This is a genomic window from Parabacteroides caecihominis (genome assembly GCF_023656785.1).
In the GTDB taxonomy this organism is placed as follows: Bacteria; Bacteroidota; Bacteroidia; order Bacteroidales; family Tannerellaceae; genus Parabacteroides; species Parabacteroides segnis.
Genome location: NZ_JAMOKS010000074.1, coordinates 1 through 9,216, shown reverse-complemented (window position 1 = coordinate 9,216; position 9,216 = coordinate 1). Strand labels below are relative to the sequence as shown.

Sequence of the window (9,216 nt, the reverse complement as noted above, 5' to 3'; positions counted from 1 at the left end):
CTAAAAGAACTCTGTACATTTTATATCCGCGACAAATATATGAAATAATTATTACCCTGTGTTATTTTTCGTCAAAAAAATATCACAAGATTTTGTTTTTAACACATTGGCTAACAATATTCAATCGTAATTAAGTTAATTCAACAGTCAAGACTCATCTCTTTTGTTAAATAGCTTTATGATTTTTACTCTACAAAATATACCCTTATTCTTTTCATTAACATTTATAAAGGTGCTATATTTTACCCTAAACCGAACAATAAATAATTCTACTTAAAAGACAGACCATACATATGAGCCGCTCACCTAGCATTCAAACGATGCAATGCATAATACGCACATTATTAAACGATTATGATTGCCTGTTAGATTTCATTAGTATTTACACTCATCTTTTTTAAATTTACAAAAATCACTATAGTTCTTTTAGTACTATGAACGACTTATAACGCCAAATCATCCAAGCGTTCCTACTCAAAGTCTCCATATTTTATGCCAAAAGGAATTAAATGGTGCTTTTTACGCCAAAATAGCACCTAAGTATATTAAAAACCATCAATTATGTTGAAAAACTTTAAACCGGTTAGCTTAATTTTAGTTGCTGGAGCGTTATGTTTTCCTAAAGCATACGCAGACACAGCACCTGTTAAGTCGGAAGTGAATGCTTCCCTGCAAAGCGGGAAGATCACAGGTACAGTAGAAGATGAATTCGGTCCTGTTGCCGGAGCGTCTGTCGTAGTGAAAGGGACAACCAATGGTAGTATTACCGACATGGACGGTAAATTCACGTTGGAAGGTGTGAAGAATGGAGATATTATTCAAATCTCTTTTATCGGTTATGCCACTAAAGAGATTAAATTTGAAGGACAACCCTCTTTGCAGGTGATGTTGGCAGAAGACACTCAGAAATTGGATGAAGTAGTCGTTACAGCACTGGGTATCAAAAAAGATGCTAAAAAACTAGGTTATGCCGTAAGTACTATTTCTTCCGAAGACTTGGTAAAGACAGGTACCCCCAACTTTGCTACCTCATTGTATGGTAAAGCTTCCGGTGTACGCATCCAGGCAGCTCCGGGTGGTAGCAGTTCTGCTGTATCTATTAATGTACGCGGGATGAGTTCTATCACTGGTACAAACCAGCCTCTGGTAATTGTAGATGGTGTGCCTATCCGCAACGGTGATGCAAACAAAGACGGTTACTGGGGTGACCAGCGTGTAAACAGTAACGGTTTGGTAGATATCAACCCTGAAGACATCGAAAACTTGTCTATCCTGAAAGGAGCTTCAGCATCTGCTTTGTATGGATCGGAAGCTGCCAATGGCGTAGTTATGATCACAACAAAAAGTGGCAAAGGCAGTAGCGGTATAGGTGTTGATTTCAACGCAACAATAAGTGGTGACTGGGTTGCCTATATGCCGGAAATGCAAACAACATTCGGTCCGGGTGTTGCCGTAACAAGCCGCACAGAAGGTTACGAACGTGAAAGCGGAGGTTTCTGGGAACGTACGCTTGATAACGGACAGACAGTAAAAAGCATCCGTACTACAACTGCACAATTCGGTCCTAAATATGATGGTAGCGATGTATATTACTGGGACGGAACCATGCGAAAATATAGCCCTATCAGCTCTAACCCGTGGAAAGATATTTTCCGTACCGGTTTCAACCAGACATATAACCTGGCTATTACACAAGGATCTGAAAAAGGGAATATGCGTTTCTCTTATACTTATACGGACAATACTCCTACTCAGTATAACAGTACTTATAACAAACATAATTTCAGCTTATCAGGTAGCTATTCTTTGAACAAAGCCTTAAAACTGGATTATACAGTTAATTATATGCTGGAAGATATCAAGAACCGTCCCTACCGTATCAGTCGTATTACCAATAACTTCGGTGGTATGTTCGGTTCATTTGAAGATGTTAAATTGATGCGCGAAACCGCTGTCACCAGTTTAGGATATTTAAATGTTCCAAGCACTCAGGAAAGTATCACTCCTAACGAATCATACGCATGGGAACAAGCCTCCTACGGTGGTTTACTCACTGAGTATTTCTGGAATATTTACGGGAAAGAACAGTATGAGAAAAATAATCGTTTGATTGCAAGTGCGACTCCTACCTGGAATATTATTGACGGATTGATACTTCGTGGACGTATCTCTACAGACTTGACAGTCAACAAAATTGAAAATCAGGAAAAGACAGAAAAACCTATTGCTTTCGGTACTTACACAGGTAAATACGGTCTTACAAACAAACAATACAGCATTTATTATGGTGACATTATGTTGATGTTCGACCGTACATTTGCTGATAAATGGAATGTTACAGCAAATGCCGGATGGCAGGCCCGTCAGGAAAGTTTTTATAATGCAAATGCCTTTACAGATGGCGGTTTGTCTATTGAAAACTGGTTTTACCTGAATGCAAGTAAAAATAAGTCTATTGCAGGTATGTCGAAAACGGATTTCCTGAAAACAGCATTTCTCGCAACAGCCAGCGTTTCTTATGGAAGCTTTGCTTATTTAGAAGGAACAGTACGTCAGGAAAAGACATCTACATTGGCTAAAGGTAATAACTCATTCGTATATCCTTCTGTAAATGGTAGTTTTATCTATACGGAAGCATTCAAAGATCAAATGCCTAGCTGGTACGATTATGGTAAAGTACGTCTCTCTTACGGTATTGTAGGTAACGCTCCGGAAATCTATAAAGCAATACAGGCTTACACACAAAATAGTATCAGTGGCTATATCTACAACCAGATTCCGCAGGCCTTAGGAAACGAAAAGATACGTCCGGAAGAAAAGCATGAGTTTGAAATCGGTTTGGAAAGTAAATTCTTTAACAACCGATTAGGATTCGAAATGTCTTACTATACCAATACGACAAAAGATCAGATCCTGGAAACGACTATTCCGCAGTCGGCCGGAGGTACATCTATTCTGCAGAATGTAGGTGAATTGAAAAATAAAGGTTTTGAACTTTCTTTATATGGCACTCCTATAGAAACAAAAGACTGGCGTTGGGATATTCGCGGTAATTTCTCGATCAACCGTAATAAGGTAACCAAACTGATGGACGGTTTGGATGTTTTGCAGCACAGTAATATTGACGGTGGTGCAGCAACAATCGAGTCACATGTCGGTGAACCTATGGGTGATATCTATGCCTATGCTCCTCTAGAAGATGAAAACGGCAATCCAATTGTCAACAGCGACGGCTTCTATAAATTAACTGAAGAACGTGTAAAAGTAGGAAATGCCATGCCGAAGATAACCGGAGGTGTCAGTACTTCTGTAAGTTATAAAAACTTCTATCTGGATGCAACATTTGACTTCCGTGTTGGAGGCGCCGTTTTGAATATTCCTTATGAATATATGATGGGACGCGGTAATTTGGTTGAATCTATGGATTATCGTGATGCAGAACATGGTGGCCTTAATTATTATTTCGAAGGCAACAACCCTACTACCGGAAAATGTATTGCAGCAACCGGCACAGCAGGTCCTAACGGAGAAAAAGTATATGATAACGGTATGATTTTGGGTGGTGTAAAAGCGGATGGTTCACAGAATGATATAATTATTCCAGCGGACAAATACTACAATCAGACTTACAATTGGGGAACTGATTACCCAACTTATTACTCACATTCTGTATTCGACAATACCTATATCAAATTGCGTGAATTATCTTTAGGTTATACATTACCGAAAGAACTGACAAGTAAGTTTGCTTGCCGTAACCTGACTGTATCCGTATTCGGTCGTAACCTGTTCTACTTATATAAGAACTTACCCGCATTCGATGCTGAAGCAACAGATGGTACAAGCTGGGTATCGCAAGCTCAAATCGGAGGTTCAACTGCAACAACCCGTACATTCGGATTCTCACTGCGTGCAAGCTTCTAATGGATATTTATAAGATTAAAGCGACATACATTTAAAATAAAACAAAAATGAAACATATATTATCTATAATGGCAGGGGCAGCACTCTTAACACTTGCCGCTTGTAGTGACTCAGACTATACTGACCGCTATACCGACCCCTCCAAAACAACAACCGTAGCGTGTGATAAGCTGATGACTGGTATTTTTTATGCCGGAAACGATTACACTTACGCAACTTACTACCGCTTGTGGACTTTTGATAATGGTCTGATTGCTCGTTATGCACAAACACTCGGTTTTGTCAATGCTGACGGACGCTACTTAGCTTCCGACGGATATATCAATGACCGCTGGAATAATTTTTACAAGATTGTTGCTAATTACAGAATCCTGGAAAAGACATACAATGAATTAAGTGAAATAGAGAAAACCGATTATGAGCCTACTATCCTCTTATCCAAAATATTCATGTACGACCATATGCAACAACTTGTCGATATGTGGGGAAATATCCCGTTCAAAGAAGCCGGATATCTCGGTATTACCGGTGATATCGCCGGATCTTATCCTTCTTATGACAAGGCTGAAGATTTGTATAAAATGATGTTGGACGACCTGAAAGAAATCAATACCAAACTGGCAGGTATGACATCTTTATCTACCCTGACTTCCACTTATCTGAAAGCACAGGATTATATCAATAAGGGAGATTTGAATATCTGGAGAAAATATGCCAACTCACTCCGTCTCCGTATGGCTCTGACCATTGCTGATCAGGGAACCATGACAGATGAAGGAAGAAGCATCATCCGTGAAATTTTATCTGATCCTTCCACTTATCCTTTGCTCGAAAGCAACGACGAATTTATCCGCGTTGATTCTGACGACGATGGCTTTAAAGCAGAAAAGAATGTACGTGACGGTTTCGAAACATCAGGAAGAGGATATGCTTCTTACGAAGTGATCAGCCGGTTGAAAGATGACCCTCGTCTGGAAATCTTGTATGCTCCTAATCATGAAGGAAATTATGAAGGCGTAAATACACATGACAATTATGGTGTTCAGCAACCTTTATGGGAACGTCCGTTGGCACAAGGCGGTAATTTCTATTCAGCAGTCGACACAGCAACAGTAAGCCGCAACGACTATTACCCGGGAATTATCCTCATGCCTTCAGAAATAGCCTTTATTAAAGCGGAGGCTTATCAGAAGGGATATGCTTCGGGCGATGCCAAAGCTGCATTCGAACAAGGAGTCAAAGACGCGATCGAATTCTGTTACAACCTGAATGCAAAAGCAACTTACACAGACCCGACACCAGCTCCATCTGATGCTGAAATTGCTGCATTTGCAACAAAACTGTGGAATAACGCCAGCGATAAACTGGATGTTATCCTGACACAAAAATGGTTAAGTTTCGGATATTTCCAACCGATTATGGCATGGAATCAGGTTCGTAGAACAGGTGTTCCGTCACTCTACTTCCCGACAGATGAAACATCTTCTATCTGTAAAGATGTACCCAACAGATTGCGTTACCCGACTATCGAACGCGACAACAACCCGAAATATCAGGAAGTAAAAGACTCGGATACCTATTATAACAAAGTATTCTGGGCAAAATAAGATCGATATCCCTATAAAAAGTTGGTTGGCAATTCAACGTCAACCGGCTTTTTATTCTGATAACAGACTAATAAACAAAACAAAAAGAGGTGACGCTGTTTGATATAGATAGCGTCACCTCTTTTTTATACCTTCAGTTTTAAGTATAACTAAAACTTTCCGGAATAATCAATAAAGTTTTAAGTATAGGTAAAATGAAATGCCTTTCTGCTTATTAGCCTTCACATCTTTTCCTCCCCAATATTCGAATCCACCACCAGGCTATCCGGCAATTCCGTCGCTTCCGGACGCTTCACATAAATGCACATTCTTCGTGTCCCGTCTTCCACCAGGATACCATCGGCCACAAATTGTTTGAGTTCTTTACGTGCCAAATATTGGGTACAACCGTTTAAACCCTGATAAGCCAGGGTTGTAATATATGCATGTCGCTCCAGATACCGCAACAATCGGCTTTCTTTTTCCTCCTGTGAAAAATCAGTTACCTTTGGTTCCTTATAACGTTCCACCGGCATTGTTTTCAGTTCATGTTTCAGTCCGGCACAACAACGGAAATTCACATTCTTGAAATGAACGGATTCACTACGCAACTCCTTCTTGTCTTGTACCGGGCGCGATTTCAACGATACACTGAAATAGCCGATTCCGTCGAGATAAACATTATATCCATCGCGAAGTTTCTCTTTCAGCATGTCGGAGAGCAGACGGACCGCTCCTTTCAGGTCGCCACCAGTATAAGTGGAACGCGAAGACGCTTCCTCTATTAAACGATCGGTACTCACTGTATCCCAGGGGACTATACGGGGATGCAATACGACTTTTTTACCTGAACCCTTTTTAGGCGGATTCTGCTCCATCTTGTAAATTGCTGTCATACCAATGTGTTTTTATCATCCGGCCTATAGACTTTTATGGCTAAAGACTGGACTTAGTAAGCATTGACCCAGGTCAACCATATATTCGCCCCAGGTCGAACTTCAATTTGACCCAGGTCAACTATAAGGTTCACCCAGGTCGAAAGGTTAAGAATATACGACCAAAGATATAAAATATAAGTGGATAAACAATAGTTATCTCCTTTATTTTCAATAGATGAAATAGTTGTAGCCTTCCTGATAATGATCGGTCTTTACATGCTGTAAACCGGCATTCAGGTACTTATCTTTGGAAAAAATCAATAAAAAAAGAAGACAAATGAAAGCAACTTTATTCAGTGCAAATCAGAAAGCACAAAAGACAATCGAGATGGAAAAACTGGTCGGACTGATCCGTGACGGTTACAAGGAAAAGCAAGTGGCAGCCCTGCGCGAAGAATTGCGCTACACCATTCCCGGAGTTTCGGTAAAAGAGGCGAACCGGTTACCGGTCGTCTACTTCTGTTCTACCGTAAAAAAGCAGGATGGGACGTTTGTCAGAGACCAATATAACGGATTGGTCCTGCTCAAAATAAACAATCTCGCCAACCGCAACGAGGCAAAAAATGTCCGCCGGCAAGCAGCCGGATCATTACAGACAATGGCAGCATTTATCGGATCAAGCGGAAAGAGCGTAAAAATCATCATTCCTTTTACACTATCGGATCATACTGTCCCACAGAACGATACGCTTATTCGTTTTTTCCATGCCCGGGCCTATGACAGAGCGGCAGCCTATTACCGGGAAGAGTTGCAACAACAGATCACTGTTGAAGAAAACGAATTGGATGCAGCCTGCCGACTTTCATTCGATCCGGATATTTACTACAATCCGGACGCCCTGCCTATCCGGATCGAACAACCTTGGGAGATGCCGGAAAAGCTACCGGTTTCTGCACCGTCACCAGCCGTAACAGAGCCGCTACAACGCCTCGTTCCCGGTTATGAACGAAGCCGGGTCGTTTCGTTACTTTTCGAAAATTCATTACGGCAAGCTATGGATGCGACCGGTTATCGAAAAGGGGATGAAGATATCAAGCCCTTCCTTACTTGCCTTGCCGAGAACTGCTTCCGCAGTGGTATCCCGGAAGAAGAGGTGGTCAAGTGGTTGCCGGTACATACCCATTTCCGGATTTTTGAAGCGGAGATACGGACAACCGTACACAATGTCTACTGCCTGTCCTCCGGTTTTGGCCGGAAACCGTGTATCCGGCCGGAGCAGGTACTCGCCTTTCAAGCCGACGAATTTATGAAACGCCGGTATGAATTCAGATATAATAATATGAAGGGAGATGCGGAATACCGCGAACGAAAATCGTACTATTTCAATTTCTTTCCTGTTAACGAACAGGTCCTCAACAGTATCAGCCTGAATGCACAGGAAGAAGGTATCCCGCTATGGGACAGGGACGTGAAACGTTATATCTATTCCAACCGTGTGATGCATTATTCGCCTATTGAGGAATATATGCTGGAGTTGCCGGACTGGGACGGGACAGACCATATCCGCCGGCTGGCCGATACGTTGCCCTGCAATAATCCGGAATGGAGAAACCAGTTCTACCGCTGGTTCCTGAGCATGGTGGCCCATTGGAACGGGCTGGACCGGATGCATGCCAACAGCGTCTCCCCTCTTTTGATCGGCAGACAGGGATGCGGCAAGTCCACCTGGTGCCGGAATCTGCTCCCGCCCGAATTACTGGAATATTACACCGACAGTATCGATTTCAGCAATAAACGCGACGCCGAATTGTTACTGAACCGTTTTGCCTTGATCAATATCGATGAGTTCGATTCGGTATCGCCTTCCCATCAGGCATTCCTGAAACATATCCTCCAGAAGCCGGTCATTAATGCCCGCCAACCTTACAAGCGCAGTATCCAGCCGCTGAAAAGATATGCATCTTTCATTGCGACCTCCAACAATGCAGATTTGTTGAACGACCCGACAGGAAGCCGACGTTTCATCTGTATCGAACTGACCGGTAACATCAACCACACTACCGGGGTAAACCATAAGCAATTGTATGCCCAAGCCGCCACCGCACTACGTAACAACGAACGCTATTGGTTCACCTCCGAAGAGGAAACTGCGATCATCCGGAACAACCACCAGTTCCAACAGATTCCGGTTGAAGAGCAACTCTTCTTCCAGTATTTTCGCCTGCCTGAAACAGGAGAACAGGGCGAACTGCTCCCTGCCGCCGAAATATTGAGACGGATCGAACAACGGAGCAAAATAAAATCCGGTATCCGCAACATGGCTCTGTTCGGCCGGCTGCTGCTAAAGAATAATGTAACCAAAAAACATACGAAAACAGGTAATTACTACCATGTAATTGAAATCTGATAAAACAACCGGGTGATGCCGTCCTCCTGTCATGGCGTCACCCCTATATTCCTATGGTACAACTTGTTAAAATATCTCTACCGAAATATGACGCCGGATTTACTAAAATTTATATAAATAAGGAGAAATCTCCCACAAATCAGAACTCTGTCCTCCTATTAATCAATATTAACCCATCAGAAAAGCTTCCAAAGCTTTTAAATAATATAGTTTTTACCCTGATACAAGTAGTTAAATATCGTAATCTACAACCACAAACAATTTGATTATCAATATAATACAATCCAAAAATCACTATAGTTCTTTTAGAACTAAGGTAATAACGCCAACTAAATATACGCCAGGCTCTAAATCGCTTTGTAAAGTTATATCCAAAATAAAGAACAGACTTTTGTTTCGCCAAAACATTGTCTATTAATGT

General features: G+C 41.7%; 5 protein-coding genes. 3 read left to right on the top strand and 2 right to left on the bottom strand.

Going from position 1 to position 9,216, the window contains the following annotated elements; all coding sequences use genetic code 11:
* The first annotated feature begins 561 nt into the window (after positions 1-561).
* Together NBH14_RS28300 and NBH14_RS28295 are read left to right on the top strand one after the other, a co-directional pair.
* Positions 562-3,924, top strand: a complete 3,363-nt coding sequence (locus NBH14_RS28300) for a SusC/RagA family TonB-linked outer membrane protein (protein ID WP_250817989.1) — start codon at positions 562-564, stop codon at positions 3,922-3,924.
* A gap of 47 nt (positions 3,925-3,971) precedes the next feature.
* Positions 3,972-5,531 (top strand): SusD/RagB family nutrient-binding outer membrane lipoprotein, encoded by a 1,560-nt coding sequence (locus NBH14_RS28295; RefSeq protein ID WP_250817987.1) that lies wholly within the window; start codon positions 3,972-3,974, stop codon positions 5,529-5,531.
* A 221-nt stretch (positions 5,532-5,752) separates the two neighbouring features.
* Here the strand turns inward: NBH14_RS28295 and NBH14_RS28290 are convergent, their stop codons facing one another.
* Positions 5,753-6,406 carry an HU family DNA-binding protein gene (locus NBH14_RS28290; RefSeq protein WP_250817985.1) on the bottom strand — a complete coding sequence of 218 codons (654 nt, stop codon included), beginning with the start codon at positions 6,404-6,406 and terminating at the stop codon, positions 5,753-5,755.
* Between the two features lie 319 nt (positions 6,407-6,725).
* On the opposite strand from NBH14_RS28290, the gene NBH14_RS28285 reads away from it, so the two are divergent.
* The gene (locus NBH14_RS28285) at positions 6,726-8,795 is read left to right on the top strand and encodes a VapE domain-containing protein (protein ID WP_250817983.1); all 2,070 of its coding nucleotides are present in this window, start codon (positions 6,726-6,728) and stop codon (positions 8,793-8,795) included.
* Between the two features lie 139 nt (positions 8,796-8,934).
* Here the strand turns inward: NBH14_RS28285 and NBH14_RS28280 are convergent.
* On the bottom strand, positions 8,935-9,216 hold a 282-nt coding region (locus NBH14_RS28280; RefSeq protein WP_250817982.1), incomplete at its 5' end, for a hypothetical protein.